The organism is Specibacter sp. AOP5-B1-6, from assembly GCF_052376555.1.
Taxonomy (GTDB): Bacteria; Actinomycetota; Actinomycetes; order Actinomycetales; family Micrococcaceae; genus Specibacter.
The window spans coordinates 1-25178 of the sequence record NZ_JBQSVT010000011.1 but is presented as its reverse complement, the minus strand read 5'-3'; the positions used below and the strand labels follow the sequence as shown (position 1 = coordinate 25178).

At 63.7% G+C, this 25178-nt stretch carries 22 protein-coding genes; 8 read left to right on the top strand and 14 right to left on the bottom strand.

The features are described from left to right. Positions 1–38 precede the first annotated feature (38 nt). From ACT3TS_RS07485 to ACT3TS_RS07475, 3 genes are all read left to right on the top strand, one after another. Positions 39–749 (top strand): response regulator transcription factor, encoded by a 711-nt coding sequence (locus tag ACT3TS_RS07485; RefSeq protein ID WP_110484446.1) that lies wholly within the window; start codon positions 39–41, stop codon positions 747–749. 15 nt (positions 750–764) lie between these two features. Continuing rightward, the gene (locus ACT3TS_RS07480) at positions 765–2297 is read left to right on the top strand and encodes a sensor histidine kinase (RefSeq protein ID WP_444530876.1); all 1533 of its coding nucleotides are present in this window, start codon (positions 765–767) and stop codon (positions 2295–2297) included. Between the two features lie 155 nt (positions 2298–2452). Then, on the top strand, positions 2453–2746 hold the full coding sequence (locus ACT3TS_RS07475) for a WXG100 family type VII secretion target (protein WP_444530875.1): 294 nt from the start codon (positions 2453–2455) through the stop codon (positions 2744–2746). Between the two features lie 118 nt (positions 2747–2864). On the opposite strand, the gene ACT3TS_RS07470 is transcribed toward ACT3TS_RS07475, so the two are convergent. Further along, positions 2865–3917, bottom strand: coding sequence for an RNase H family protein (locus ACT3TS_RS07470; RefSeq protein WP_444530874.1), 1053 nt, complete (start codon positions 3915–3917; stop codon positions 2865–2867). A 178-nt stretch (positions 3918–4095) separates the two neighbouring features. Then, the gene (gene groL / locus ACT3TS_RS07465; protein ID WP_444530873.1) at positions 4096–5733 is read right to left on the bottom strand and encodes a chaperonin GroEL; all 1638 of its coding nucleotides are present in this window, start codon (positions 5731–5733) and stop codon (positions 4096–4098) included. A 477-nt stretch (positions 5734–6210) separates the two neighbouring features. Here groL and ACT3TS_RS07460 point away from each other — a divergent pair, with 477 nt between their 5' ends. Next, the gene (locus tag ACT3TS_RS07460; protein ID WP_444530872.1) at positions 6211–6747 is read left to right on the top strand and encodes an NINE protein; all 537 of its coding nucleotides are present in this window, start codon (positions 6211–6213) and stop codon (positions 6745–6747) included. 157 nt (positions 6748–6904) lie between these two features. Here ACT3TS_RS07460 and ACT3TS_RS07455 read toward each other — a convergent pair whose 3' ends face one another. Continuing rightward, positions 6905–7495 (bottom strand): LytR C-terminal domain-containing protein, encoded by a 591-nt coding sequence (locus ACT3TS_RS07455; protein ID WP_444530871.1) that lies wholly within the window; start codon positions 7493–7495, stop codon positions 6905–6907. A gap of 42 nt (positions 7496–7537) precedes the next feature. After that, a complete protein-coding gene (locus ACT3TS_RS07450; protein ID WP_444530967.1) occupies positions 7538–7816 on the bottom strand; it encodes a DUF3263 domain-containing protein in 279 nt (92 codons plus the stop codon). 270 nt (positions 7817–8086) lie between these two features. Here ACT3TS_RS07450 and ACT3TS_RS07445 point away from each other — a divergent pair, with 270 nt between their 5' ends. Beyond that, positions 8087–8851 (top strand): uracil-DNA glycosylase, encoded by a 765-nt coding sequence (locus tag ACT3TS_RS07445; protein WP_444530870.1) that lies wholly within the window; start codon positions 8087–8089, stop codon positions 8849–8851. Between the two features lie 77 nt (positions 8852–8928). Beyond that, positions 8929–9783, top strand: a complete 855-nt coding sequence (locus ACT3TS_RS07440) for a siderophore-interacting protein (protein WP_444530869.1) — start codon at positions 8929–8931, stop codon at positions 9781–9783. Positions 9784–9788: 5 nt separating this feature from the next. Here ACT3TS_RS07440 and ACT3TS_RS07435 read toward each other — a convergent pair whose 3' ends face one another. From ACT3TS_RS07435 to mmsB, 8 genes are all read right to left on the bottom strand, one after another. Next, positions 9789–11216, bottom strand: a complete 1428-nt coding sequence (locus tag ACT3TS_RS07435; protein ID WP_444530966.1) for a threonine/serine ThrE exporter family protein — start codon at positions 11214–11216, stop codon at positions 9789–9791. A 273-nt stretch (positions 11217–11489) separates the two neighbouring features. Beyond that, positions 11490–12563, bottom strand: coding sequence for a lipid II:glycine glycyltransferase FemX (locus ACT3TS_RS07430; RefSeq protein ID WP_444530868.1), 1074 nt, complete (start codon positions 12561–12563; stop codon positions 11490–11492). A 193-nt stretch (positions 12564–12756) separates the two neighbouring features. Next, a complete protein-coding gene (locus ACT3TS_RS07425; RefSeq protein ID WP_444530867.1) occupies positions 12757–14448 on the bottom strand; it encodes an MDR family MFS transporter in 1692 nt (563 codons plus the stop codon). After that, the gene (locus ACT3TS_RS07420) at positions 14445–15074 is read right to left on the bottom strand and encodes a TetR/AcrR family transcriptional regulator (RefSeq protein WP_444530866.1); all 630 of its coding nucleotides are present in this window, start codon (positions 15072–15074) and stop codon (positions 14445–14447) included. The genes ACT3TS_RS07425 and ACT3TS_RS07420 overlap by 4 nt, the downstream gene beginning before the upstream one ends. A 393-nt stretch (positions 15075–15467) precedes the next feature. After that, positions 15468–16313, bottom strand: a complete 846-nt coding sequence (locus ACT3TS_RS07415) for an enoyl-CoA hydratase/isomerase family protein (protein WP_444530865.1) — start codon at positions 16311–16313, stop codon at positions 15468–15470. Continuing rightward, a complete protein-coding gene (locus ACT3TS_RS07410; RefSeq protein ID WP_444530864.1) occupies positions 16310–17569 on the bottom strand; it encodes a CaiB/BaiF CoA transferase family protein in 1260 nt (419 codons plus the stop codon). The genes ACT3TS_RS07415 and ACT3TS_RS07410 overlap by 4 nt, the downstream gene beginning before the upstream one ends. Then, entirely contained in the window at positions 17562–19055 is a 1494-nt protein-coding gene (locus tag ACT3TS_RS07405) for an aldehyde dehydrogenase family protein (protein ID WP_444530863.1), read from the bottom strand. The genes ACT3TS_RS07410 and ACT3TS_RS07405 overlap by 8 nt, the downstream gene beginning before the upstream one ends. Positions 19056–19069: 14 nt before the next feature. Next, positions 19070–19990, bottom strand: coding sequence for a 3-hydroxyisobutyrate dehydrogenase (gene mmsB / locus ACT3TS_RS07400; RefSeq protein ID WP_444530862.1), 921 nt, complete (start codon positions 19988–19990; stop codon positions 19070–19072). A gap of 177 nt (positions 19991–20167) precedes the next feature. Here mmsB and ACT3TS_RS07395 point away from each other — a divergent pair, with 177 nt between their 5' ends. After that, positions 20168–21079 (top strand): LysR family transcriptional regulator, encoded by a 912-nt coding sequence (locus ACT3TS_RS07395; RefSeq protein WP_444530861.1) that lies wholly within the window; start codon positions 20168–20170, stop codon positions 21077–21079. A gap of 73 nt (positions 21080–21152) precedes the next feature. Here the strand turns inward: ACT3TS_RS07395 and ACT3TS_RS07390 are convergent, their stop codons facing one another. Both ACT3TS_RS07390 and ACT3TS_RS07385 read right to left on the bottom strand, forming a co-directional pair. After that, on the bottom strand, positions 21153–21995 hold the full coding sequence (locus ACT3TS_RS07390) for a 3-hydroxybutyrate dehydrogenase (protein ID WP_444530860.1): 843 nt from the start codon (positions 21993–21995) through the stop codon (positions 21153–21155). A 2-nt stretch (positions 21996–21997) separates the two neighbouring features. Next, positions 21998–23389, bottom strand: a complete 1392-nt coding sequence (locus ACT3TS_RS07385; RefSeq protein WP_444530859.1) for an MFS transporter — start codon at positions 23387–23389, stop codon at positions 21998–22000. A gap of 667 nt (positions 23390–24056) precedes the next feature. Here ACT3TS_RS07385 and ACT3TS_RS07380 point away from each other — a divergent pair. Next, the coding region (locus ACT3TS_RS07380; protein WP_444530858.1) for a helix-turn-helix domain-containing protein at positions 24057–25178 on the top strand (1122 nt) is incomplete at its 3' end.

Sequence of the window (25178 nt, the reverse complement as noted above, 5' to 3'; positions counted from 1 at the left end):
TCCAGCATATTCCCAGCCAATGGTCGGAGACTGAAATGGTGAAAAAGACCGGACCTGAAGCCAAGCTGCTCGTTGTTGACGACGAGCCGAACATTCGTGAGCTGCTCTCGACCTCCCTGCGTTTCGCAGGGTTTGAGGTCATCGCCGCCGCCAACGGGCGCGAAGCCCTTGCCGCAGCCGAAGAGCACAACCCCGACCTTGCCGTCCTGGATGTCATGCTCCCTGACATGGACGGATTTACCGTGACCCGCCGGCTGCGTGCCGCCGGCCGGCATTTCCCTGTCCTGTTCCTCACCGCCCGGGACGACACCGAGGACAAGGTCACAGGCCTGACAGTGGGCGGCGACGACTATGTGACCAAGCCGTTCAGCCTGGATGAGGTGGTGGCCCGCATCCGCGCGGTGTTGCGCCGCACCCAGCCCATGGAGGACGACGACGCCGTGCTGCGCGTTGCGGACCTGGAGCTCGACGACGACGCCCACGAGGTGCGCCGGGCGGGCAAGACGGTGGAGCTCTCCCCCACCGAGTTCAAGCTGCTGCGCTACCTGATGCTCAACCCGAACCGGGTGCTGTCCAAGGCCCAAATCCTTGACCACGTGTGGGAATACGACTTCAATGGCGACGCCTCAATCGTGGAATCGTACATCTCCTACCTGCGCCGCAAGGTGGACATTGACGCCTCGCTGCCTGCCCTGATCCAAACCAAGCGCGGCGTGGGCTACGTGCTGCGAACGGCCGACAAGCGCTAGCGCGCTGCAAATACCTTGATTACGTTGTGGAAGAACGCCTCCCTGCGCTCACAGCTGGTGGCCATCATCAGCGCGCTGTTGACTGTGTCATTGCTGGCGCTTGGCGCCACAACGTTCCTTTTGCTGCATTCCTTTCTGGAAGACCAGATGGACACCCAGCTGACGACGTTCCAAAAGTCCATCGTCGATCGCGGCACTGTCGATTCCCAAAGCTCCGGCCAATCGCCTTTTAGTTTCGACTACTACGTGGGCTTTCACTACGACGACGGATCCCTGGCCGACCAAAACCGGTCGGGCAAGGACAAACCCGTCTACCCCGCCTACACCATGGAAGAGGCACAGGCGCTCAACGGCAAGCAGTTCACTGTTGCCAGCAGCGACGGCGGCGCCGCCTGGCGGATCAGCGTCATCGCCCCGCAGAAATTCAACTTTGGTGTCTCGGACATGAGCCAGGACCGGCCCGAATACTTGGGCTACGTGGTGGTTGGCCTGCCCTATGAGAACTTGAACGTCACCTTGGACCGCTTGGCTGTGGTTATTGCCGGTGTGGCCATATTGGCTGTCACCCTTGGCACCATGTTTGCCTATTGGACAGTCACCAGGTCCTTCAGACCCCTTGGCCGGGTGGAGAAAACCGCCGCAGCCATTGCCGCCGGAGACCTCTCACGGCGCGTGGACATTGAGAACCCAGCCACGGAAGTGGGCCGGCTCTCCGATTCCCTCAACACCATGCTGGCCCACATTGAGCATGCCTTTGCCGCCCGGACGGCCTCGGAAAAGCGCATGCGGCGTTTTGTGGCTGACGCCTCCCATGAGCTCCGCACGCCATTGGTGACCATTCGCGGCTTCTCGGAGCTCTACCGCCACGGCGCCCTGCAAACCCCGGACGACGTCGGCACCGCCATGGGCCGGATCGAGAGCGAAGCCAAGCGCATGGGCGAGCTCGTCGAAGACCTCCTCATGCTCGCCCGCATCGATGAGCAGCGGCCCCTGCAGATCAAGCCCGTCGACCTGTTGATCATCGGCCACGATGCCGTGTTGGACGCGCGGGCGGCCGCACATGACAGAACCTTTGAAGTCGTGGGGCTCGACGGCGGCCCCGGAACCCCCGCGCCCAGCGTCGGCGACGACGCCAAATTGCGCCAGGTCGTGGCCAACCTTATGGGCAATGCCTTGCGCTACACACCCGAAGGCTCCCCCATTGAGATCATGGTGGGCACCCGCGACGACGATGGCAAGAAGTTCTCCGTCATCAAGATCCGCGACCACGGACCGGGCATCTCGGAAGATGAAGCCCCGCGCGTCTTTGAACGTTTCTACCGCGCTGATTCCTCCCGTGACAGGAACACCGGAGGCAGCGGACTCGGACTTGCCATTGTTTCCGCCATTGTGGCATCGCACGAAGGGACGGTCCGTCTGGAGCAGACCCCCGGCGGCGGCGCAACGCTGGTGATTGAGCTGCCCTACCAGCCTCTTGACGCCGACGGAACAGACGACGACGGCACGGGCACCGGAGCGGCTGGGCCCGGCTCGACTGGGGCTGCCTGAGGCTGGGCACCGGCACTGATTCCTCCACAGGCCCACCAGCGGACCAGGCCGTCCACTGTTTCCTCGGGACGGGTTCCGCCGCAAATCAGCGGCTTCTAGGCTGGGAATTGTCAGCGATGGTCAGCCATCCCCAACTCCCAGACAGGGCCCCTCCCATGGCACAGTTCAACGTCAACAGTGACGACCTTGCGCTTAAAAGCACAGCAGTCAAAGGCTCCGTGGATCGAATCCGGATGGAGGTCGACGCCATGAAGCGCAACCTCCTGGACCTCCAGTCCACGTGGACAGGATCGGCCGCCACCAACTTTCAGGCATTGCTGCAGGAATGGCATGCCACCGAGCTGCGGGTTGAGGCCTCACTCGAGAGCATCAACGGTGCCTTGTCCATGGCCGCAACCCAGTACGCACAGGCGGAGGATGCCAACACTCGGATGTTCACGACGCGCTAGTCCCCACTCCCTCCCACCGCTCGCAAGCTCGCAGCGGGACCCTCGGGAGCGTGGGCCCAACCACCCCCTCAACACCCACACACGCAGCGGGACCCTCGGGAGCGTGGGCCGCCCATCCTCAGCTTTCGAGGGTTCCCTGGTGGAAACGCAGGCGCCACTGGCCGTTGTCAGATTGCCACAGCGAACTGCGCAAGGTGCTGCCGGCCGGGGTAACGCTGCGATACGTCAGAAGTGCGGTGTTGGTGTCCAGCTGGGCCAGTGACAGGACCTGCAGATCCACACTGTCCGATTCGTCGTCGGCGAACATCTCCAGGATTTCCTGCCGGGTCCATTGGCGGCCGGATGCTCCGACTTCCTCAAAGTCCGGATGCAACAGCTCCCCTGCCCGCAAGGGATCGGCGCGAACCGCGGGATCCAGAAGTTCCCGTTCGAGCTGCACGACGGTTTCCAGCGCTGCTGGCCGTTGCTCCGTGAAGGCCGGGTCGGCCTCGTCATCCAGCATGGAAAAGAGATCTGGCTGTTCCAACTCGTCCAGCAGCAGCGCGGTCTGTGTGGGGGCAGTCGAAAATTGTCCCGCGGTTGAACTTGAGATCATGGGGTCAGCAGTGCCGTAGACCGGCTTCTTGTCCGACGCCCCGGCCGCTGCGCGAGCCCCAACCGGAGCCGGAACCTCGGCGGCTGAACCTTCAATTGCGGACTGTACGGCACCAGGGAAGCCCGGGCCCGGGTTTGGAGCCCGCTTGGCCTGATAGGCAGTTGCGGCGTCACGGGCACGGTCGTCGGCGGCTTCGTTCAGGTCGTGACCGGCGTGCCCCTTGACCCATTCAAAGGTGTATTTCCGTCCGGCAATGGCTGCATCGATTTCCTTGAGCAATTCGACGTTGAGCACGGGTTTGCCGTCGGACTTCCGCCAGCCCTTGCGTTTCCATCCGGGCATCCACTTGGTCACGCTGTTGATGACGTACTGGCTGTCGCACAGGATGTGCAGCGGTTCCTCCGGGAGGTGGGCTGTGGACTTGAACAAGTCCAGGACTGCCATGAGCTCACCCATGTTGTTGGTTCCGTGCGGCCAGCCGCCGGCACCCCAGCAGTTGTCATCGACGTACCAAGCCCAGCCCGCAGGACCGGGATTTCCCAAAGCCGAACCATCGGCAGCAGCAACAATTGTCATGAGTCCATACTTTCAGACTCCACTGACATCGCATTGCAAGCTCGGCGTCTTTCGCGACCCAATCCTGGGCACAAAAAACACCCCTGCCTGTAGCGGGGATGGATTTCGCGCTCTTTTTGCGAAAAACACCCCTGCCCGCGGGGCAGGGGTGTTTTTCGAGTCAAACAGGGGTTGGGGGCTAGAAGCCGCCCATGCCACCCATGCCGCCCATGTCGTCTCCGCCGCCGCCGGCCGGAGCAGCCTTCTCAGGCTTGTCGGCGACAACAGCTTCGGTGGTGAGGAACAGACCAGCAATGGAAGCCGCGTTCTGCAGGGCAGAGCGGGTGACCTTTACCGGGTCATTCACGCCGGCAGCCAGCAGGTCTTCGTACACGCCGGTTGCAGCGTTCAGGCCGTGGCCGATGGGCAAGCCGCGGACCTTGTCCACAACTACGCCGGGCTCCATGCCTGCGTTGAAGGCAATCTGCTTCAACGGAGCGTCGATGGCAACGCGGACAATGTTGGCTCCGGTCGCTTCGTCGCCGGTCAGGTTGAGGCCCTCGAACGCCGTAACGCCTGCCTGGATCAAAGCAACGCCACCGCCGGGGACGATGCCTTCTTCGACAGCAGCCTTGGCGTTGCGCACTGCATCTTCGATGCGGTGCTTGCGCTCCTTGAGCTCAACTTCGGTTGCGGCACCGGCCTTGATGACTGCAACGCCGCCGGCCAGCTTGGCCAGGCGTTCCTGCAGCTTCTCGCGGTCGTAGTCGGAATCGGAGTTTTCGATCTCGGCACGGATCTGTGCAACGCGGCCGGCGATGGCTTCGGCGTCGCCGGCTCCATCGACGATCGTGGTCTCGTCCTTGGTCACAACAACCTTGCGGGCCTTGCCCAACAGGTCGAGCGTGGTGTTTTCAAGCTTCAGGCCGACTTCTTCAGCGATGACCTGGCCACCGGTGAGGATGGCGATGTCAGCGAGCTGGGCCTTGCGGCGGTCGCCGAAGCCCGGAGCCTTGACGGCAACGGACTTGAACAGGCCGCGGATCTTGTTCACGATCAACGTGGCAAGAGCTTCGCCCTCAATGTCTTCGGCGATGATCAGCAGCGGCTTGTTGGACGCCATGACCTTTTCCAGAACGGCGACCAGGTCCTTGACGCTGGAGACCTTGGAGTTCACGATCAAGATGTACGGGTCTTCAAGAACCGTTTCCTGGCGCTCGGTGTCGGTCACGAAGTACGCGGAGATGTAACCCTTGTCGAAGCGCATGCCCTCGGTGAGCTCAAGCTCCAGGCCGAAGGTGTTGGACTCCTCAACGGTGATAACACCTTCCTTGCCAACCTTGTCCAGGGCTTCGGCGATGAGTGCACCGATCTCGGGATCCCCGGCAGAGATGGACGCGGTTGCGGCAATCTCTTCCTTGGTCTCGATTTCCTTGGCGGACGAGAGCAGCTGCTCGATGACGGCTGCAACAGCCTTCTCGATGCCGCGCTTGAGGGACAGCGGGTCGGCGCCGGCGGCTACGTTGCGCAGGCCTTCCTTGACGAGGGCCTGGGCCAGCACGGTGGCCGTGGTGGTGCCGTCGCCGGCAATGTCGTCAGTCTTCTTGGCGACTTCCTTGACCAGCTCGGCGCCGATCTTCTCGTAAGGATCGTCAAGTTCGATTTCCTTGGCGATGGAAACACCATCGTTGGTGATTGTGGGTGCGCCCCACTTCTTTTCGAGAACAACGTTGCGACCGCGCGGGCCCAAGGTGACCTTGACAGCGTCGGCGAGGATGTTCAACCCACGCTCAAGGCCGCGGCGTGCCTCTTCATCAAATGCAATGAGCTTGGCCATGGAGGCTTCAGTCCTTTCGGGACAGTCATTTCGGATACAGAGATCCTCATTGCGGCGCCCGCGACGGACGGATTCCCAGCCGATGATCTATTTACACCGGCCGCGAACCCTCGCCCAATGAGGAAAGTTCAATCCTCCGACGGCGGCTGAACAGCTATCAATTAGCAGTCACCACCTCAGAGTGCTAACTCAATAATTAGCACCCGGCACCACAGAGTGCAAGCGGGAGGCCGAGTATGAGCTTGTGGCGAACGCCAGCAAAAGCACGCAGAGGCCAGCAAAGCCGCACGACGTGGCATCGAGACAATGTGGCACCGATCCAAATGACACATTCCCGACTCGCTGGCGGGCCGCCCTTTCCGACTGCCCGTTGAACAGATAGCGTGGTGCCTGTAAGTATTCCGATGCACGCATAAGCAATTTACATCCTGCCTCCCGGCAGCGGCGTGTGCCACAGCACTAGCACCAGGAGACACCATGAGTGAAAATATCAACCCCGAAAAAACTCCGCCGGCCGCCCCCGAAGTTCCTGCCGGCTATGACCAGCCCGCCGGGTCCGCTTCCGGCAGTCAGGCACCCCCAAGCTACGAGGCTCCCGCGTCGTTCGAACCCCCAGCTGCTCCGAGCTACCAGCAGCCGTCGGAAACCCAGGCTCCCAGCTACCCACAGCCTGGCGCGCAGCAGGGCTATCCGCAGCAGAACATGCAGCAGGGTTACCAGCAGCCCGGCGCCCAGCAGGGCTACCAGCAGCCGGGGTATGGCGTGGCTCCCGGTGGAGAGCAGAAGTCCAAGGTGGTTGCCGGCATCCTCGGCATCCTGCTCGGCGGCTTGGGCATCCACAACTTCTACCTGGGCAAGACGAAGATCGCGCTGATCCAGCTTCTGGTCTCCGTCATCAGCGTCGGCACCCTCTACCCGATCATGGGAATCTGGGGCTTGGTCGAGGGCATCTTGATCCTCGTCGGCCACGACAGCTTCCGCACAGATGCCAAGGGAGTTCCCCTGAAGGACTAGCCGCTCCCGGCCCCGTTCACCCCAACCCGGGTGGCGGTGCCTGAAGCACGACGGCGGTGGGGCACCTTTTCAGCAAAGGTGCCCCACCGCCGTCGAACTTTAACGGCAACGGCCCCCACATCGCTGACGTGGGGGCCGTTGCCGTGCGGGGTGGGAGTTAGGCGCCGGGTCCCAACACCACCGCGAGTGGGATTCCCAGCTCTGCGGTGTCAACCATGGTCACAATGTTCAACAAGGCACCAAGTTCGTCCGCGTTGGCCTTCTGCTCCACACCGTTGTAGAAGATGACCGACGTTGTCTGAGGCTGCCCTGCCCAGTTGGACGACTGGGATACGCTCCACCCGTCGGTCGTGACGAGCCCGGAGTACCGTGCGGCCAACCCGGAAATGCCGGTTGCGTTGAAAATTGCCACCGGGGCGCTCTTGTCGACCACGGAGTCGGGCGTGGGCTCAGGCGTGGGCTCCGGGGCTGCCTCCGGCCCCGTCGTCGGCGCTTCGGTGGGAATATCTGCGGCCGGGGTTGTTGCGGGAGCCGACGATGAGTTCACCGCGGCCTGGGGCGCCGTGGTGTTGTTGAGCACCTTGGGCACGATGAAAAATGCCAGCAGGCCAACGCACAGCACCGCAATTCCAACAATCATCAACGGCATCAACGAGCGCCTTTGCGGCCCCATCGAGGTCCGGTGGACGCCGTGGCGTGCCGAACTTTCCTCAACGGCGTCGAATTCATCCCGCGGGTATTTACTCATTGTGCAGTGTTGTCCTTGTGGGTACGTTGGGTGAGGTGCGCGTCAGTTGCCCAGCCGGCGTGCGGATCGGGCCTGTTGACGTGACGTACGTAGTCTACGCAACCGTTTGACCAGCATGGGGTCATGGGCCAATGCTGCGTCCGTGTCGATCAGGGCGTTCAAGACCTGGTAATAGTGGGTTGCTGAAAGGTCGAACATGTCACGGATGGCTTGTTCCTTGGCGCCGGCATATTTCCACCATTGCCGTTCCAGGTCAAGCATCCGGCCATCGCGTTCGCTGATATCGTCCCGGGCTGCCGGCGTTGCGGCGGAGTCCGTCAGGGCATGATCCGCCGGGGCCGGGGCATGGTCCACTGCGGCGTGATCCACCGGGTCCTGCCCGTGCCGGACTGCATCGGCCACAACAGCCCTCCCTTGCAATTCTCGAGTTTCGGCCCATGGTCGATGGCCCGCTCTGTCCATAATAAGGGCGAATCACAGCTATGTCATTTGGGCGCCTGTGGACAGCTCATGGCCGGGCACCTGTTGTGGAGGAATGAACGACGGCGAACTGGACCGCGCGCCCGCCGCCGATGAGCCACAATGGAGACCATGGACAGCACTCCCGGACTCTTTGACCTGCCAGCCCCGGCACCGTGGGACTCCCTGCAGTTGCAGGCACTGGCCGCATTGCACACAGATCCCCTGGCCATGATGGCCCCCGACTGGGCAGCCGCACTGGCCCCCTTGGATGCCACCTTGCGCAAGCTCGGTGCCATGCTGGCCAAGGAGTACGACGCCGGAACCCGCTTCCTGCCGGCGCCCACCCAGGTGCTGCGTGCGTTGGGCACGCCCCTGGCGGAGGTGAAGGTCTTGATTGTCGGCCAGGACCCGTACCCGACACCGGGGCACTCGGTGGGCCTGGCATTCTCGGTGGACAAGGCAACACGCCCGCTCCCCCGCAGCTTGAACAACATTTACAAGGAACTCGAAGCCGACCTGGGCATCGCCCCGGCCGCCCATGGCGACCTCAGCGCCTGGGCCGGGCAGGGCGTGCTCCTGCTGAACCGGGTCCTCACGGTGGCGCCGGGAGCGGCAGGTTCGCACCGCCGTCGTGGGTGGGAAGAAGTCACGGAGGCGGTCATTGCGGCGCTGGCGGCGAGGAACAAGCCGCTGGTCAGCGTGCTGTGGGGCCGGGATGCCCAGCGCCTTGCTCCGCTGCTGGCAGGCACCGCGGTGGTCGAGTCGGTCCACCCCAGCCCACTGTCGGCGTCGCGGGGATTCTTTGGCTCCAAGCCATTCAGCCGCGTCAACAATCTGCTGGTAGCGCAAGGCGCCACTCCGATCGACTGGACCATCTCCCATGGCCTAGAGTAGTTAGGACTACCTAACTTATCGAGGCGCGAGCGACGCGCCAACCAGGCCGGGCCCGTGTCCGGCAAGAGGAGCCTCCTGTGACAACAGCCGACACCGCCCCCGCCGCAGCACCCGCCCGCACGCCCCGTCCCCGCGTTCAAATCGCACTTCAGGTCGTCCGCACCGAACAGCTCAGCCCGCACATGGTGCGCATCGTTGCCGGCGGCCCCGAGCTGGCGAAATTTGAGGCGAAGGACGCCACGGACATGTATGTGAAGATTCATTTCCTGCAGCCGGGCGTGGACTATGCCCAGCCGGTGGACGTGTTTGCGGTCCGGGACACCATGCCGCCTGAGCACTGGCCCGTGACCCGCACCTACACCGTTCGCTGGCTGGATGCGGCCGCGCAGGAAATTGCCATCGACTTTGTGGTGCACGGGGAAGAGGGGCTGGCCGGGCCGTGGGCTGCGGCCGCCGCACCGGGCGACAGCATTATTTTCAGTGGCCCAGGCGGCGCATTCAAGCCCAACACCGACGCCGATTGGCATCTCTTTGCCGGCGACGAGTCGGCCCTGCCGGCCATTGCCGCCGCGCTGGAATCACTCCCGGCCGACGCCCGCGGCCACACCTACATCGAGGCTGACACCGCCGCTGACATCCAGCCGTTGGAGAAGCCCGACGGCGTTGAACTCACCTGGGTTTTCCGCAACGGCACGGCGCCGGATCAGTGCACGGTGCTCCATGACGCCGTGGCCAACGGGCCGTGGCCTGCCGGTACGGTCGACGCGTTTGTCCACGGAGAACGTGAATACATGAAGGCAATGCGCGAGCTGTTGTTCAAGCAGCGCGGCCTTGAACATTCGCAGGTCTCGCTCTCGGGTTACTGGGCCTACGGGCGCACCGAAGACAAATTCCAGGCCGAGAAGAAACAGCCCATCGGCAAGATCCTTTAAGGCACTTACCGCCGGCGGTTGCTGCGCTTGTACCTGTGGCCAATGCTGCGCGTGAACGGACGCGCGGCATTGTCGCCGAGCACCACCCCTGCGGCCACCGCCAGGATGACCACCAAAGCGTTGAAAATGCCGACAGCCCCCGTGACCGAGTCGTCCGGGGTCAGGGTCATGACGAACATCGCCCTGAAGATCGACAGCCCCACCAGCAGGAAAATGATGGACGGAACTGCAACCACCAGTTGTGGCGCCCCCAGCCGCAAGGCAACGAAACGGGCCAACATGCCAATCACAACGGCGGCAACCGCCGGGGCAAAGCGGCCGCCAAGACCAAATTCCATGCCGAAGTAAAAGACCAGGTAGCCGGCCAGGGCAACGCCCGTCGTGGGCAGCAGCAGCTTGATCGACGTTTGCTCGGCAATGCAAATGGCAATGGTTGCCACGGCCACCAGCACGACCAGCCAGTACAACGGCAGGGATGCTTGCAGGGTCTCCGCAACATTCAGCCGGTCGGCCCCAAACACCGCACTTGAGACGATGGCCACGGCAATGCCCGCCACAATGGCACCAAAGGTCAGGAACGCCGACAAGAACCTGCCGGCCGCCGTCACGGGGAACCCGTTGATGGCATCCTGCATTGCAGAGACGAGCCTGCCAGAGGGCAGCATCAGCAAAATTCCACCCGCAACCACCACAGACGGGCTCAGCGGCACCTGCGCCATGAAGCACACCAGTGCCACACCGGTGACAATGAAGGAGCTGATGGCTGTGACGAAGAAATCAGGCACCCGCCACTTCCTCAGGACACGGGCCACCTGCCCGGCCAACAGGATGGTCAGGAGCGCCACCAGCATGCCAAAGAAGCTGCCGCCGATGACACCAACAACAGCCGCCGCAAACACTGCCTCAGCCAGCGAAACCATCCAGCGCGGGAACGGTTTGGGCTTCTTGATGATGACGTCCAGGCGCCTATAGGCGTCCTCCCTGGTGACACCGCCGCTGGCAATGTCACTGACGAGTTCATGAACTTCGACCAGACCGGCGTAATTGTTGGTCCAGGAACGCACAACCCGCAAAAGCGTGATGGGCACGGCATCCCGGGGCGCATAGTTGATGATGACCGACTGGTTGGTGATGTCGACTTCAATGTTGCGCAGCCCGAGCGCCGCAGTGACGGCGATGATGCTCGTCTCGACTTCGAGGGCGCCGGCACCGTACCTGAACATGGTTTCGGCAAGCCGCAGAGCAAAATCAATGGTTTTCCGGGCGGATTCCTCGGTCTTGCCCACCTGGATGGTGAAGTTGGCATAGGGACTGCCGGCAAGCCTCTCGACGATGGTCATGGGCGCCGTCGGCGGGGTCTCCCCCTGGACCAGCTTGCGCAGAACAGTCCGGGCAGCCTTGTTGGGACGGGCCGGAGCCACCACGGGAATCATGCCTGCCACCGGGGCCGGGCTGTTGTCAGCCCGGGACGGCTGAACCTTCTTCATCAACCCGGGATGCATTCTTACAGCCGGCGCTTTGCCTCCCTGGGCGTCCCGGCCCTGGGCGGGTTTCGCTTGGGCGTTTTTCCCTTGGGCGTTGATGGTTTGGGCGTCTTCCGCAGTGCCTTGGTCCCGGCTGCTGGGATTGTTTGTCATTCATGCTCCCTGTGCCACTGCTCGCGGCACGTGCGGCAGGATCTGCTGCCGCCCGCGCCTGAAGAATATTTAGTAGAACTGCCTTCCTGTGCGGCGGGTGTAAAGCTGTCTAAACCCGCGCTCACCGGCCGCTGTCCACAATTTATACCGCATGGGACTGAGTACAAGGTCGTAACAGCCCACAAAATCGGTGACAGTCTTGGAGAAGCTCGTCTTGAACAGCCCCAGTCCGTGGTGTGCGTGGGTGGGATCCTTGAGCTTGTGCGACGGCGGCGTGCCGCAGAAGTCGTACTCGACGGCCCCCAGCTCCTTCATGTCGTTGATGGCCACCCACTGGACGAGATGGGAGTCACCATACTGGTTGCGCTTTTGCAGCGAACCGCCATCCTTGTAGGTGGCCTTGGAACCGTAGTTGATGACAAAGCCACCCACGGAGGCTTCGCCGTCCTCAAACACAAAATAAAAACGCCCCTGGCCGCGCTTGGCGAACTCGGTCCAGAACTGCCGGTAGTACTCAAAGTCCCGGGCCTGGGTGCTCGCCTTCGCGGCGATGGTCCCCACCATCAGCTCATACATTGTCCGCATGGTTGATTCCGTGGGGTCCATGCGGACCACCTCAACCTCTTCGCGGATGGCCCGGCGCACCGCGTTGCGTCCGCGTGAATGCAGCTTGCGCAGCAGCTCGTTGGAGTCCGGGGAGATGTCAAGCAACGCCGTGCTGTCATTGGGCTGCAGGTTCGGCACCTTGACCAGGCCCGCACCGCTGAGGACTGCGCGGGCAGCCTCACTGGAAACGACATCGGGCTCAATTTTGGCGGCAAAGACATTGAGCCTTGCGCGTTTCACAAACGTCCGCAGGGCAGCCATCATGGGCGGGATGTGTTCCACCTTTGCCACATCGGGTCCCTTGATGAGGTACCAGAGCTTGCCCAGCACGGGGAAGGACTTTTCCAGCACCAGGTTGTAGCTGGTGGCGTCGGCGCCTTCAAAAACCAGAAACTGGGTGTCCCAGCCGTAGTTCTTCTTGACAGCCGCAAACGCTTCGGATTGGAGCAGGTTGCCACCGTTGGGGTTGGCAGTGACGAGCGTGTCCCATTGTGCAATCTCGGCGGCTGTGGCAAATCGGGCAGTGAATTCTGGCAAGTGACCCTCAATTACGTCGGCATGTATTCGCTTGTCCCAGTCTAACGGGCAACGATCTCACAGTCCGCTCACGGCACCCCGCCGCCGTCCCGCCCACCCGCCACGAACATCGACTTTGCAGTTGTTGGACGGAAACAGGCCCAAAACGGCCAAATCAGTCCAACAACTGCAAAGTCGATCTGGAAGGGGTTGCTTACTGGCGCCGCACCAGGGCTTCCGGCCCGGCGACTCCGGGGGTCCCGGCGTCGTTCGTCACGTCAGATTCAAACTCAGCCATGGAGCCAGGCTCTGCCTCGGCGGAGACGTCCACGGGGGTTTCGCGGTGGATCTTGGTCTCCAACGGCACTTCCCTGACGAAGAAGAGGATGATCGCGGCAATGCCGGCAAGGGGCACCATCCAGAGGAACAGCGGGATCAGGGCCTCGTTGTAGGACTCGATCACAAGCATCTTGATGGGATCCGGCAGGCTGTTGACCAGGTGCGGGGTGAAGGAGGCTGCGCCGCCACCGCCCGTGCCACCGGGGATCTTTTCGGCAACGAGATCATGCAGGCGGGTGGCGAACATGGCGCCCACAACGGCGGAACCAAGTGTGGCACCGACCTGGCGGAAGTAGTTCTGCCCGGCGGTGGCCGTGCCAACGAACTTCAACGGGAAGGAGTTCTGCGCCACCAGTGTCATGATTTGCATGCTGGAACCCAACCCAATGCCCATGATGCCCATGTACACGCAGATGAGGTAGACGGGTGAATCGGCATGGAGCGTGGCCATCAGCGTCAATGACACAGCCAAAATAATGGAGCCTGCGATCGGGGCAACCTTGTACCGGCCCGTGGTGGAGACGCGACGGCCCACAATAACCGAGACGACCAACATGCAGCCCATCATGGGAATCATGAGCAGGCCCGCCTGAGCTGCCGAGAAGCCTGTGGCCATCTGAATGTACGTTGGCATGTAGCCAAGCACACCGAACATGGCGATACCGGTGAGCAGACCGGCAATAGTGGTCAGGTTGAAGTTGCGGCTCTTGAACAACATCATGGGCATGACCGGCTCGCTGGCACGCAGTTCCACGAACACGAACAGCACACCAGTGATGATGGCGGCGGCGGCGAGACCGATGATCTCAGGGGAGCTCCACGCATACTGTGAACCGCCCCAGGTGCCGACCAGAACAATGGCAGTGGTTGCGAGGGCAATGAGCATCATGCCCAGGTAGTCGATCTTGGGGCGCGTGGCGTGCACAACCTTGGGTACATGCAACAGGAAGATTGTGGCGAAGATGGCCAGCACTGCCAACGGCACGTTCATCCAAAACGCCCAGCGCCAGCCGGGCCCCTCAGTCAGCCCGCCACCAATCAGCGGACCAGCCACCGATGAGAACGCGAACACACCGCCCATGATTCCCATGTATTTGCCGCGTTCGCGAGCAGGCACGACGTCGGCAATGGTTGCCTGCGAGAGAATCATCAGACCACCACCGCCGAGGCCCTGGACAACGCGGGCCACAATGAGGGTGCCCATGTCCGGAGCCAGCGCACCGATGACCGAGCCGACGGTGAAGATGGAGATGGCGAACAACAGCATGGGCTTGCGGCCCAACAAGTCACCCAGCTTGCCGTAGACCGGCATCATGATGGTGGAAGCCAGAATGAACGCGGTGATGGCCCACGCCATGTGTTCGACGCCGTTGAGCTCGCCCACCATGGTGGGCAGTGCGGTCGAGAGGACTGTCTGGTTGAGGGAGGCGAGCAGCATGGTGACCATGAGGCCTGCGAACAGCAGGATGATCTTGCGCTGGGCACCAGGTTCCACGGGTGCTGCGGGGCTCGCCGCTTCAGGCCCGGTTGCGCCCTTTGTGGTGGTTGTGGAAGTCTTCGAACTCATAATGTTGCCTTCATGGTTTCCCTAAATATTTCGATGGCCTCGTCAACGGCCGTGCTTTGTTCGTTCGTGGGGGCGCTTGAATCCTTGGAGAAGGCGAACCGCATGACGGCTCCAGCCAACATCAACAAGGCCAGCGCCGAGTCTCGTCCCGGCGGCAGACCCGACCAGGTGATCTCCAGGCCGTCGTCCGGATACCGCTCCATCAAGATTGTCTCGACCAGCTCTTCGGCGGCGGTGACGTGGGCGACGATGCGCTTCCCAAGTTCCGGATGGGCAACTTTGAGCTGCTTGCGGCGGTCGGCCATGGACGCTTCGGGAAACATTGACCTGATGACTGTGACCATCAGGTGCACCGTGCGGCCAAACAAGTCCTGATCCCCGCCGGCACGGAACGCCGCGATGGTCTCGTCAGACAACGTTGGTGCCTGAATGCCAAGAATGGCGTCTTCCTTGGTGGGGAAATAGTTGAAAAACGTCCGCTTGGAGACCCCTGCCGCTTCGGCAATCGCTTCAACGGTCGCCTTGGCCAGGCAGCCCTCAAGCGCCAGCTCGGACGCCTTGTCGTGAATTAGCGCCCAGGTCTCCAGACGGTTCCGCTCACGCAGCGGCACGGTGGAATTTTGCATGACTATAGTTTATGCACCAGCGCATAACTTGCACAAGTGCAAAGTTTATAGTTGTGCATGTTTTACGTCACGCTGGACGTTCGACGCCGAATGCCCGGCCTTCAGGTGCGGCACACCCCAGGCGGCTCCGCCGGGGTGGAGAAGGAAAAGCGCACCGAGAATGAGCCAACCCCGCATGGTTCCGAGGCGGTTTCGTCGAAAATGGTTCAAGCTCGCGAGAAGGCGGATTTTCGACGCATTCTCGCGGCTCAGGGGCGTTCTCGGCGAACTGGGATGCCGCCTGCGGAAGAGTCATGCGAGCCGTATCTCTGCCCGGCGGGCGGGGGCAGACGGCGGCGGGGGCTGCGCGGGCTGACGGCGGGCGCGGACTGCGCGGCCCGATTCGCACCTCGTTCACACGTCGCGGGGCCGCAGCCAGGTGAATTCCGGAGTCTCCTTGGCCAGGAAGGCTGCAACACCGATGGCTGCGTCCTCACTGATCGCCATTTGCCCCTGCCAGTAAGCGCTGAGCTTGGCCACTTCGGCGTCGCCGGCTCCCGCACTCATCGCATTCACCAGCGCCTTGTGCCCCTGCGCGGAGAACTGCGAGCGCGCGGACAGGAGCAGCGCATAGGCGTGGACCGCTTCCCAGAAACCCGCCAGGTCAAGCACCTTGGTGGCCAGCCCAAGCCGCAGCGCCTCCTGGGCGTCAACAAAGTCACCGCTGAACAACAGGTACTTCGCCGTGGCCGGACCCGCCAGTTCCACCAGCTTCTTGATGCCGGACAATGGATACACGATGCCGATCTTGGCCGGGGTGATCCCATACACCGCCCGCTCGGAGGCCAGCCGGATGTCGCAGGCCCCGGCGATCTGCCAGCCGCCGCCCACACAGTAGCCGTCGATCGCTGCGATCGTTGGTTTGCGCAGGCGTGCCAGGGCGTTCTCGGCCACCGTAATGTCGCCGCCGTCGCTGTGCCCGGTGGCGGGGTCGTGCAGGATCCTTTGCACGGAGGCAATGTCGGCGCCGGCGGAAAAATGCTCCCCGGCTCCCCGAACCACCACGACCTTCACCGAATCGTCGGCATCCAGTTCCGCCAACAAATCCTCAAATTGCTGCCACATGCCCTGGGTGATGGCGTTGCGCATGGCCGGGTTGTCCATGATGAGCACCGCCACCGGCCCCAACCGTTCAATGCGCAGCATGCCTGCCGTCTCCCCTGCACCCGCGGCAGCAACGGGAGCAGTCCCGGCACTCATGCCGGCACCCCGCGCTCCCCGTGCTGCTCTTCCGCTGGCGATGCCGCCGACGGCGCCGCCAGCACAATCCCGGCGTCAACCAGGCCGGCAATCTGTTCCTGACTCAGCGCCAAGTCCGTCAAAACCGCCAGGGTGTCCTCCCCCAGCGCCGGCGGTGCCTTGCGGATGCGCGGCGCTTCCCGGTTGATTGAAATGGGCCCGCGAACCAGCGGCAGCGGTGTGCCGTCGGCGCGATGCACGGTTTCCACCATGTCAAGGGCCTTGACCTGGTCGTCGGCAAAGGCTTGTTCGTAGTTGTAAATGGGTCCCGCCGGGATGGCGGCTGCGCGCAGCACCGGCAGCCAGTCGCCGGCGGTGCGGGCCGCCAGCAGCTCTTCCAGTTCAGCCTTGAGCGCGGATTCGTTCGCGTGCCGCAGCTTGCCAGAGGCGTACTCCGGACGGTCCGCCAGCTGCGGGGCTCCCAGCAGTGCGCACAGTTGCTGCCACTGCTTTTCATTGCCCACGGCGATGATGACGGGAATGTCGGCAGTCGCAAACACCCCGTACGGGGTCAGCGCCGGGTGGGTGTTGCCCAGCGGCACCGGCACTTCCCCCGTGCTCAGATACTTTTGCCCCTGGAAGGCGCTCAGCGCGAGCCCCGTTTCAAGGAGCGACGTCGAGACCTCCATCCCTGCGCCGGTGCGGTCCCTGCCCACCAGCGCCGCCGCGATTGCGAGGGCGGTGTTGATGCCGGAGACCAGGTCCACGATGGGCACGCCCACCCTGAACATGTTCTCTTTGTCCGGGCCCGTCACCGACATCAGCCCGCTCATGCCCTGCGCCACCTGGTCCAGTCCCGGCGCCTGTGCGAGCGGTCCGGAGGCACCAAATCCGCTCACCGAGGCAATGACCAGTGCCGGCTTGGCCGCGCGCAGCTGTTCCGGGTCAAGTCCCATGGTTGCCAGCACTCCCGGGCGGAAGTTTTCCACCACGACGTCGGCGCTCATGGCCAGCTGCCACAGCAAGTCGCGCCCCGCCTGGGTGTAGAAGTCGATGGCAATAGACTCCTTGCCCCGGTTGGCCGAGTCAAAGTAGAGGCTGTGGTCATTTTCAAACGGCGGCCAGGACCGGCTGGAATCGCCGCCCTTGATGCTTTCGGTCTTGATGATCGTGGCCCCCAAGTCCCCCAGCAGCGCGGTCGCATACGGGCCGGCCAGGGCACGGCTGAGATCCAGGATGCGAATGCCCTCCAGCGGAAGCCCCTGCTGCCTATCCATGGGGCATCCCGCGCAGCTTCACGTTAATCTGCTTGGTCTGGGTGAATCCGGCCAGCATGCCTTCCAGGGACACCTCGCGCCCCATGCCGCTTTGCTTGTAGCCGCCGTACGACTGCCCCGCCACCTGGCCGCCACCCTGGTTGACCTGCACCCAGCCGGCTTCAATCTGGTGGGCGGTGTTCAACGCATTGTCCAGGTTGTGGCTCCACACGTAGGCGGCCAGCCCATAGTTGGTGTCGTTGGCCATGCGGATCACGTCGGCGGTGTCCTTCCACGGAATCGCCACCAGCACCGGACCGAAGATCTCTTCCTGAGCCAGCCGGAATTCGTTTTGGCCCCCGCTGAACACTGTGGGCAGGTGGTAGAAACCCTCCGTCAGTGCACCCTCCGTGGGGGCTGTGCCGCCAAGGACCGCCTTCATCCCCGGGGTGGCCCGGCCCTCAGCCAGGTAGCCGGTGATGGCTGAGTGCTGCTTGGCATTGATGATGGCGCCCATGTCGGTTGCCTCATCCATCGGGTCCCCGACCTTCAAGGCTCCCAGCTTGGCCGTGAGCCGGCCCAGCACGTCGTCGTAAATGTCTTCGTGCAGGAACAGGCGTGACCCGGCGGTGCAGCTTTGGCCCTGCCGGGTGAAGCGGGAGGCGAGCAGCAGGCCGTCGATGAGTTCGTCGTCGACCCCGTCGGGGAACACGATGGAGGGGTTCTTCCCGCCCAGCTCCAGGGACATGTGGGCCAGTCGTGCCGCGGCCGTGGCAGCCACGCCGCGTCCCACCTCGGTGGAGCCGGTGAAGGAGACCTTGTCAACGCCGGGGTGCTTGGCCAGTGCCTCACCAATGATGGCACCGCGCCCGGTCATGGCATTGACGACGCCGGGCGGCAGGTGCCGGTTGCACACTTCCGCAAGCAGCAAAATGGTGAGCGGGGCGTCGTCGGCGGCCTTCATGATGACGGTGTTGCCGGCGGCCAGGGCGGCCGGGATCTTGAACGCGGCAATCATCAGCGGCGAATTCCATGGCAGGATCGCCGCAACCACGCCGAGCGGCTCGATGCGCGTGTACTGCAGCTGGTTCTCACCAGCGGGGAGGGTGGTGCCCTTGACCTCACCGGCCACGCCGGCAAAGTACCGGAACATCGAGACCATGGTGGTGGCCTCGGGGCGGGCCTGGGTGCGCAGCGCGTTGCCGGTGTCCAGGGCCGTCAGCCTCGCGAATTCCTCGGTGCGGGCCTCGAGCTCGTCCGCAATCGCCAGCAAGGCCTTGGAGCGGCCGCTGAAATGCTGGGCACGCCATGCCGGGAACGCGGCGCGGGCTGCTGCCACGGCACGGTCGACGTCGGCCTCGTTGCCGGCCGGGACGCGGGCGATGACGGTTTCGCGGCGGGCGGGGTTGTCGACGTTGCGCCACTCCCCGCCGGCCGAGGCAACTTCCTCGCCGCCGATCCACATGGGCCAGTCGCGGACAGTTTCGGTTGCTTGTGCATCAGTCATGGCAAGTGCCTTTCTTATCCAAGGGCGGTGGCAGTGGCGGAGGTCTTGAGGGACCCGTCCACCAGTGAAACGATCCGGCTGCAGTCCTTGCCGCCCTCGCCTTCGTCGATGAGGCGCTGGAACAGCTGCTGGACGTGCTCGCCGATCTCGAGCGGGGTGTCGGTGCTGCGGGCCGCGGCAATGGCCAGGCCAATGTCCTTGTTGGCCAGCTCCGCGGTGAAGGAGGGTGCGAAGTCGTTGTTGGCGGCCGCGGTCGGCACGACGCCGGCAACCGGATACCAGGTGCGCAGCGCCCAGCTGTCCCCGGAAGAGACGGAGGCGATGTCCCAGAAGACCTGCTTGTCCAGGCCAAGTCGCTCCGCCAGCACGGCGCCCTCGGCGGTGGAGGCCAGGTTGATGAACAGCATCAGGTTGTTGCAGATCTTGGCGGCCTGGCCGGTGGTGGCTCCGCCGGTGGGGATGACGTTTCCGGCCATGGGCTCGATGTAGGCGGAAGCGTCGGCCACGGCGCCGCTTTCGCCGCCAATCATGAAGGTGAGGGTCCCGGCAGCCGCGCCGCTCATGCCGCCCGAGACCGGGGCGTCAACAAAGCGGAAGCCGGCGGCAGCAGCGGCGTCGTGCACGGCCTGTGCGGACTCGATGTCTATCGTGGAGGAATCGATGAGGAGGGTTTCCCTGGCCGCGTTGGCGAGGATGCCGCCGTCCCCGAAATACACGCTGCGGACGTGGTCGCCCTTGGGGAGCATGGTGAAGACGACGTCGGCACCGGTGACGGCGCCAGCGATCGAGTCGGCGGGGGCGGCACCCTGGCCGACGGCGGCGGCGAGGGCTTCCGCGCTCAGGTCAAAGCCGCGGACCGTGTGCCCTGCCTTGACCATGTTGGCCGTCATGGGTCCGCCCATGTTGCCCAAACCAATCCATGCCACAACTGCCATGATGAAAGCTCCCTTGCTTACGTTGTCCATTATGTCCCAGGGCCCTGACATTGGCCCGTTATGACCAGCATCACATCCTGCTAGAGTGCAAACAAGACCGAAATTGGCAGAGTGCATGTGCATCCATGCACATCGCCGGCCGTCGTGGCCGCACCTGCCTATATAAGGAGTTGATTCATGCTGGATTTCAAGAGGTTTCCCAGCCCTGACGATTTGCTGGTGCTGCTTACCGTGGCCAGGCTGGGACGCTTCACCGCTGTCGCGGACGCCTTGGACACCACGCACACCACAGTGTCGCGGCGAATCCTGGCCCTGGACAAGCAGCTGGGCGGGCGCACCTTGGAACGGACCCCGCAGGGCTGGGAACTGACGGAGCTTGGCCGGGCCGCGGTGTCGGCCGCCGAGGGCATCGAAAAAAGCCTCAGCGCCCTGAGCACCGGGGTCCGGGACGGGGCGGAAACCATCTCGGGGGTGGTGCGGGTGAGCACGTCGGACGGTTTCGGCGCCCTCATCGCAACCCCGGCCCTGGTCCGGCTGCAAAAGAAGCAGCCCCTGCTGCGCGTGGAACTGCTCAGTGCCACGCGGCGGCTGAGCCAGAACCGCTCGGGGGTGGACATTGAGGTGGTGGCCGGCAGCGTCGAGGCGGGCCGGGCCGAAACCATGCTGCTCGCCGACTACGCGCTGCGGCTGTATGCCGGCTCCGGCTATGCCGCCGCGCACGGAATGCCGGAGACGGCAGCCGAATTGGCCAGCCACCGGTTCATCTCCTACGTGGAGTCCACCCTGCAGGTGGCGGAGCTGGCACAGCAGCGCCGGTCGTTGACCAGCGAGCCGGCACAGTTCCAGTCAACCAGCGTGTTCGCCCAAATCGAGGCCGTCAGATCCAACGCCGGTATTGGCATGCTGCCCGCGTTCATGGTGGAGGGGCGGGAGGGATTTGTCCGGGTCCTGCCCCGGGAGGTGGAGCAGAAGGTGCAGTTTTGGGCTGCCGCGAGGCCGGAGTCGCTGCGGTCGCCCGCGGTGCAGGCCGTGATGGCCGCGTTCCTGCAGGAGACGTCCCGGATGAAGGGCCGGCTCCTGCCCGCCTGAACAAAAACGCGGCATCACCCTTGGTCCGGTCCCCAAGGATGAACCAATGGTCATACTGCGCTGCGGGCGAAGGTCAGGCCGTCCAGCCGCCGTCCATGAGATAGGAGGCGCCGGTGGCCATGGCCGCCTGGTCGGAAGCCAGCCACGCCGCCAGCCCGGCAATCTCGTCGGGTTCGATGAGCCGCTTGATGGCATTCTTTGCCAACATGATGTCGGCCAGCACCTGCTCTTCGGGGATGCCGTGGGTGGCCGCCTGGTCGGCGAGCTGGCCTTCAACGAGCGGTGTGCGGACGTATCCGGGGTTGACGCAGTTGCTGGTCACCCCGTGCGCGCCACCCTCGCGGGCTGTCACTTTTGAAAGGCCCTCCAGGCCGTGCTTGGCCGCCACATACGCCGACTTGAACGCCGAGGCACGCAGTCCGTGGATGGAAGACATGTTGATGATCCGGCCGTGTCCCTGCGCATACATGTGCGGCAGTGCGGCACGGATCAGCAGGAACGGCGCCTCCAGCATGATCGTCATGATGCGCCGGAACGCGGCCGGGTCAAAGTCCTCGATGGGGCTGATGGACTGGATGCCGGCATTGTTGACGAGGATGTCAACGTCCAGGGTCAGTGACTCCAGCGCTGAGGTGTCCAGCAGGTCCACTTCCCAGACTTCACCACCCACTTCGGCAGCGACCGCCGCAGCCCCGGCTCCGTCACGGTCGGCCACGATGACATGGGCGCCCTGGGCGGCCAGTGCCCTGGCGCAGGCAGCGCCCAGCCCGCCCGCGCCCCCGGTGACCAGGGCCCGTCGCCCGGCCAGCGGCCCGGCTGGGGAGCCAGCCGATGAACGAACCGGGGAACCAGCCGCGTCTGCTCCCCCGTCGGGAGGCCCCTTCCCAGCCCCGTTCCCAACTGAACCGGCAACCATTCCTAACCCACCTTTGTTGCAGTCTTGGCCGCAGCGGCACGGCCCAGGGCCAGCGTTCCGGCGGCATCGGCGTCGTCAATGTCCTGCAGCGAGACGCCCTTGGTTTCCTTCAGGAAGTACACGGCGACGGCTGTCACCATGCAGGCGCCGAGCAGGTACAGGGCCACAGGGACGGAGGATTTGTAGTGTTCCACGAGGCCGGTGGCGATGAAGGGTGCCATGGAGCCGGCCACGATGGAGGTCACCTGGTACCCCAGTGAGACGCCGGAGTAGCGCATGCGGGTGGGGAACATTTCGGCCATGATGGCGGGCTGGCCGGCGTACATGAGTGCGTGGAATATCAGTCCGATCGTGACCGAGGCCAGGATCATGAGGTCGTCCTTGGTGTCCATCATGGGGAAGGCGAAGAATCCCCAGGTGGCGCCCGTCAGCGCGCCGAGCATGTAGGTGGGCTTGCGGCCGATCCGGTCCGAGAGCTTGCCGACCAGCGGCACCACGATGAAGTGGATGCCGTGCGCCACCAGCAAAAGCATGAGGATGCGGGACGTGTCGATGTCGACGATGATCTTCAGGTAGGTGATGGAGAACGTGACCACCAGGTAATAGAGAATGTTTTCGGCGAAGCGCAGGCCCATGGCCGTGAACACGCCGCGCGGGTAGCGGCGCAGGACCTCGAACACGCCGTAGCCGGCCTGGGGGTTCTCCGCCATTTCGGCGTGCGCCTCCAGGAAGATGGGAGCGTCACTGACCTTGGTGCGGATGTAGTAGCCGATCAGCACGATCACGGCGGAAAGCCAGAACGCAACGCGCCAGCCCCAGCCCAGGAACGCGGCATCGCTGAGCACGGAAGCCAAGGTGAGCAGGACCCCCGTGGCGAGCAGGTTGCCCAACGGCACGGCCGACTGCGGCCACGATGCCCAGAATCCGCGTGACTTGTTGGGACTGTGTTCTGCCACGAGCAGCACGGCGCCGCCCCACTCCCCGCCCACCGCGAAGCCCTGCACGAAGCGCAGGATCACCAGGAGCGCCGGCGCCCAGTAGCCAACCTGGCCAAAGCTGGGCAGGCAGCCCATCAGGAACGTGGACACTCCTACGAGGATGATGCTCAGCTGCAGGAGCTTCTTGCGGCCGAACTTGTCGCCAAAGTGGCCAAAGACGATGCCGCCGATGGGCCGGGCAACGAAGCCGACGGCGTAGGTCAGGAACCCTGCCATGATCGCGTCGAGCTCGGAGCCGGAGTTCGGGAAGAACATCTTGCCAAACACCAAGGTGACGGCCGTGGCGTACAGGAAAAACTCGTACCATTCCACGACCGTGCCCGCCATGGACGCGGCAACGACCTTCCGCAACCCCGACTCCTTCGCCGATGGTGTCGGCCCCGCACTTGCACTCATTTTTGCTCCTCCGCGCCGCAGCGCGCCTGTCGACGTTGACATCTGGGGCCGGCCGCCGGCAGCTTGTGAGCTGCGGCACATTCCCGGTTTCCCGAGTCTCCCAGTGCAGGGGCGGAACATCAATGACCAATAGCGCAGAGCCTGTGCGCGTTAATGCACATCGATGGTGGTGCGGGCAGGGTGCCATGCTGACAAGGCACGACGACGGAACCGAACCAGCCTGCCTCTTCCCACCGAAGCCGTTGCCTTCCGAAGGCACTATCCCGACCCTCGCCACAGACCACTGCTTGCATAGTGGACTGGCTGCGGCCTCCTGCCTCCTGCCCGAGGCCCGGCAGGCGAGGCCTGTCAGGGGCAGCCGAAGCCGGCCTGGGGAGGGTTTTTACTCCAGTTTGAGGACCCCCGCAATGGCGGCGCTTAGCAACCCGCAGGCCAGATCGCCGCAATTGCCGAATGCTAGCTGGGCGGGAACGACTTGCAAGAGCAAGGACAGAAGACAACACACCGATCGCTGCGATCAGGGCTCCGGTCATGGTCGGGGACTGGCATTTGAAGTTCGTTGATTTTCGGGGGTTTTGAGTGGCTGAAAGACTGTTAATTTTGCCCGCAATACGATAAAATAGAGTTAGTGTTTTGTCGTCTACCGAGGGGTGAAATGATGGTTTTCATGACTGCTCAACTTCCCCTGCCTGTGACGATGGATCCTGTTGCCAAGCCGGTGGGCTTGGCGGTCTCTTTGGTGGAGAACGACCGTGGCGGGGAAGTCTATATTCGCGGGCAACTGTGTGACGTGTGGGATGCCGAAGACGCTGCTGCACGTCGGTGGGCGGCAGTGAAATTGGTGCGTCTGGGCGCGGCCTCCCAGGAGCAGATCGCGGCAGCTTTCGGAGTTTCCTCGGTGGCGGTGTGGAAATGGGTCCAGCGGGCGGCCGTCGGTGGCATTGCTGCGTTGGTGCCGGAAAAGAAGGGGCCGAAGAAGGCCTCCCGACTCAGCGACACTGTCATCAGCCGGATCGTGGAACTGCGCAGCACCGGTCTGTCCCAGCAGGCCGTCGGCAACATGGTTGGCGTCTCGGAGTTCAGTGTCCGTCGCGCCCTGAAAATCGCTGCCGAACAAGCTGCCACAGAAACAGCAGTCCCCGAGCGTGAAACCCTGGAATCAACACCAATACCAGCACCGCAGCCTGAACTGCCGCTCTCTCCAGCCCCGGCGCCCCGCACTGCCGAGCGTGCTGCTGCCGGCCTGCTTGAAGGCGCATCCTCAGTTTTTGCCCCGGCCTCCCATGTTCGCCACGCCGGGCTGTTTCTGGCCTTCCCCGCGTTGGAAACCACCGGCCTGCTGGCCTGCGCGAAAGAAGTGTACGGGGCGTTGCCGAATGGTTTCTACGGGCTCGAAACGATCCTGATCGATAGTGTGCTGCGCGCACTGGCCGGGGAAGCCCGCGCCGAGGGAGCCACACGCTTCGACCCCGAAGAGCTTGGTCGGGTGTTGGGTTTGGATCGGGCCCCGGAAGTAAAAACCATCCGCCGCCGGATTAGCCAACTCGCCGAGCGTGGCAAGGCCCAGGAACTGATTGCTGCCCTGGCCAAACACCGCCTAACCGGCACCGGGCCTGGTGGGGAGGATCTGGCGGCGATTCTCTATGTTGACGGGCATGTGCGTGCCTATCAGGGCACGAAAAAGATCGGGAAACTCTACTCCACCAGATTGAAGTTCCCGGTCCCGGCGACCGAGGAAACCTGGGTCACCGACGCGCACGGCGCCCCGGTCTTTGTCGTCATGGCTAAA

Excerpts from the sequence above, each read along its gene's own strand:
- ACT3TS_RS07475 (WP_444530875.1), top strand. The coding sequence starts at position 2,453 with ATGGCACAGTTCAACGTCAACAGTGACGACCTTGCGCTTAAAAGCACA.
- ACT3TS_RS07470 (WP_444530874.1), bottom strand. The coding sequence starts at position 3,917 with ATGACAATTGTTGCTGCTGCCGATGGTTCGGCTTTGGGAAATCCCGGT.
- groL (WP_444530873.1), bottom strand. The coding sequence starts at position 5,733 with ATGGCCAAGCTCATTGCATTTGATGAAGAGGCACGCCGCGGCCTTGAG.
- ACT3TS_RS07460 (WP_444530872.1), top strand. The coding sequence starts at position 6,211 with ATGAGTGAAAATATCAACCCCGAAAAAACTCCGCCGGCCGCCCCCGAA.
- ACT3TS_RS07455 (WP_444530871.1), bottom strand. The coding sequence starts at position 7,495 with ATGAGTAAATACCCGCGGGATGAATTCGACGCCGTTGAGGAAAGTTCG.
- ACT3TS_RS07445 (WP_444530870.1), top strand. The coding sequence starts at position 8,087 with ATGGACAGCACTCCCGGACTCTTTGACCTGCCAGCCCCGGCACCGTGG.
- ACT3TS_RS07435 (WP_444530966.1), bottom strand. The coding sequence starts at position 11,216 with ATGATTCCCGTGGTGGCTCCGGCCCGTCCCAACAAGGCTGCCCGGACT.
- ACT3TS_RS07425 (WP_444530867.1), bottom strand. The coding sequence starts at position 14,448 with ATGAGTTCGAAGACTTCCACAACCACCACAAAGGGCGCAACCGGGCCT.
- ACT3TS_RS07420 (WP_444530866.1), bottom strand. The coding sequence starts at position 15,074 with ATGCAAAATTCCACCGTGCCGCTGCGTGAGCGGAACCGTCTGGAGACC.
- ACT3TS_RS07415 (WP_444530865.1), bottom strand. The coding sequence starts at position 16,313 with ATGAGTGCCGGGACTGCTCCCGTTGCTGCCGCGGGTGCAGGGGAGACG.
- ACT3TS_RS07410 (WP_444530864.1), bottom strand. The coding sequence starts at position 17,569 with ATGGATAGGCAGCAGGGGCTTCCGCTGGAGGGCATTCGCATCCTGGAT.
- ACT3TS_RS07405 (WP_444530863.1), bottom strand. The coding sequence starts at position 19,055 with ATGACTGATGCACAAGCAACCGAAACTGTCCGCGACTGGCCCATGTGG.
- mmsB (WP_444530862.1), bottom strand. The coding sequence starts at position 19,990 with ATGGCAGTTGTGGCATGGATTGGTTTGGGCAACATGGGCGGACCCATG.
- ACT3TS_RS07395 (WP_444530861.1), top strand. The coding sequence starts at position 20,168 with ATGCTGGATTTCAAGAGGTTTCCCAGCCCTGACGATTTGCTGGTGCTG.
- ACT3TS_RS07390 (WP_444530860.1), bottom strand. The coding sequence starts at position 21,995 with ATGGTTGCCGGTTCAGTTGGGAACGGGGCTGGGAAGGGGCCTCCCGAC.
- ACT3TS_RS07385 (WP_444530859.1), bottom strand. The coding sequence starts at position 23,389 with ATGAGTGCAAGTGCGGGGCCGACACCATCGGCGAAGGAGTCGGGGTTG.